Origin of the sequence: Rummeliibacillus sp. TYF005 (genome assembly GCF_003844195.1) — a bacterium.
Classification (GTDB): domain Bacteria; phylum Bacillota; class Bacilli; order Bacillales_A; family Planococcaceae; genus Rummeliibacillus.
Genome location: NZ_ML122635.1, coordinates 1 through 1,783, shown reverse-complemented (window position 1 = coordinate 1,783; position 1,783 = coordinate 1). Strand labels below are relative to the sequence as shown.

Genomic DNA, 1,783 nt, shown 5'->3' with positions numbered 1-1,783 from the left:
CCTGAATTATTCACAGCTACATCATAAGTTGTGGATTTAGTACGGAACTCGGTTATTTTCTCCTTTTTAAGTTTATAAAGTGCTTATTTGCTCTCCAAAGATACGATTTTCCAATTTTTAGAGTGAAAAAGTGCTATTTTGGGGCAGACTACTCCCCTGAATTAGAATACGTTTTTTAAGATGGAGCAAGAGAAATTGACTTCATTATTCTATTTGTAGATTTTGAATGTTACTGAGTACCTGCCAAAAGAATTTCTGGTACACAAAACTAGAGGCCATCTTAAAATAAAGAGATCGCCCTGATTTGACTAATTTACTTGCGACTTTAATAATCCGCGAGCGAATCGTCTCAATTTGCATATTCCTTTGCGCATTTGGAAAGGTGAGCGTTCTCATCCAATTGGTCAAGTTATAAGCAAGAAGACTTACCATCATTTTTGCTTCATTTACTTGGAAAGAGTGGCTATTCATTTGATCTAATTTGAAGCCATTCTTGGCTTCTTTAATATAGTTTTCCATCGTTCCTCTTTTTTGATAACTAAGGACAATGGCTTTTGGAGAAAAAGCTTCTTTCAAATTCGTCACAAAAAAGGAATGCGTAAAGAAAAGTTCACCAGCCGGGCGAACCGAATAAATGATTACTTTTCTTGGTTGATCCCATGATTTTGCTTGATAAATGGTTTCTTCATAATAGACTTCTGTTTTAGTAATATCTGAAGGAGAAGTGGAAGGGTGATATTCTTCCGCAAGTTGTTGGAGAATTGCGTTTGATTTTAAGCGGATAATATAATAAACCGATTCTTTTTCACATAATTCATATAAACCAGGGACGGCAAAACCACTATCTCCCCGTACAAATAAGGTGGTTGAAGGGAATTTTGCATTGTAATGTTCAATCATTGGTTGGATAAACTCTACAACCCCATTGGAAGTATACACATTTCCAGGGCGTAATTGAGCCTTTAGAAAGTCTCCTGTCACCCCATCAAAAGCTACGAGTGGATGGAAGCCAACTGTTCCATAATGCGAGTTATATGCCGCAGATTCTTGGTGACCATAGGTATCTGAATGCGTCGAATCTAAGTCACAGATAAGTGCTTCTGATCCTCTAAAAGTATGGACCTTATCGAGCAATTCTTGATTGGCTTGAAGACATTGTTCAATCGATTGGGCATCGAAACGTTTATAAAATCGAGATAAACTAGGTTGAGAGGCTAAATGATTCGTGCCAATTACTCGTGTAAATACCGGATCATTTATCAATTGATCCGCAGCATCATCTTGTTCATATCCGGCGATGGTTTGGTAAATTTTTTGACGAAGTAAATTGATATTGGAATGAATAAAGAACAGTCTTTCATCTTTTAAATGGAGATGTTTCGCAAGGGTCTTGGAGAAATTAATTTTCTCATCAAATTCTCTAAAGACAAATTCACCTGTATCCGAAGAAAGAGCGCCTCCATCATTTGATAGTTTAATTTGATGATTGAAATTTAATGTCATTTGAGGTAAAGTAGCCATTATAAGAATCCTTTCTTTTGGTTATTTCGTCGTTGTTTTAACCTTAACAGAAACGGATTCTTTTTTCATTTATTTCATGCATAAATAATAAGCTCCTAACGCTGATAAATCAGCGTTAGGAGCTTATTTATAAAATTCTATGAATAATTCAGGTTCAACTTTAATTTACATAAAAGGACGGGATTATGAATGGGATTGATAAAGGCAGGAGTTGGCTCTGCAAAAGGCGTTTTAGAAGATCAATGGCGCGAATATTTTTACT

At 35.8% G+C, this 1,783-nt stretch carries 1 protein-coding gene; it reads right to left on the bottom strand.

Going from position 1 to position 1,783, the window contains the following annotated elements; genetic code table 11:
• Positions 1-204: 204 nt before the first annotated feature.
• The gene (locus tag CW357_RS17940; protein WP_119417443.1) at positions 205-1,521 is read right to left on the bottom strand and encodes an IS1380 family transposase; all 1,317 of its coding nucleotides are present in this window, start codon (positions 1,519-1,521) and stop codon (positions 205-207) included.
• Positions 1,522-1,783 lie beyond the last annotated feature (262 nt).

Excerpts from the sequence above, each read along its gene's own strand:
- CW357_RS17940 (WP_119417443.1), bottom strand. The coding sequence starts at position 1,521 with ATGGCTACTTTACCTCAAATGACATTAAATTTCAATCATCAAATTAAA.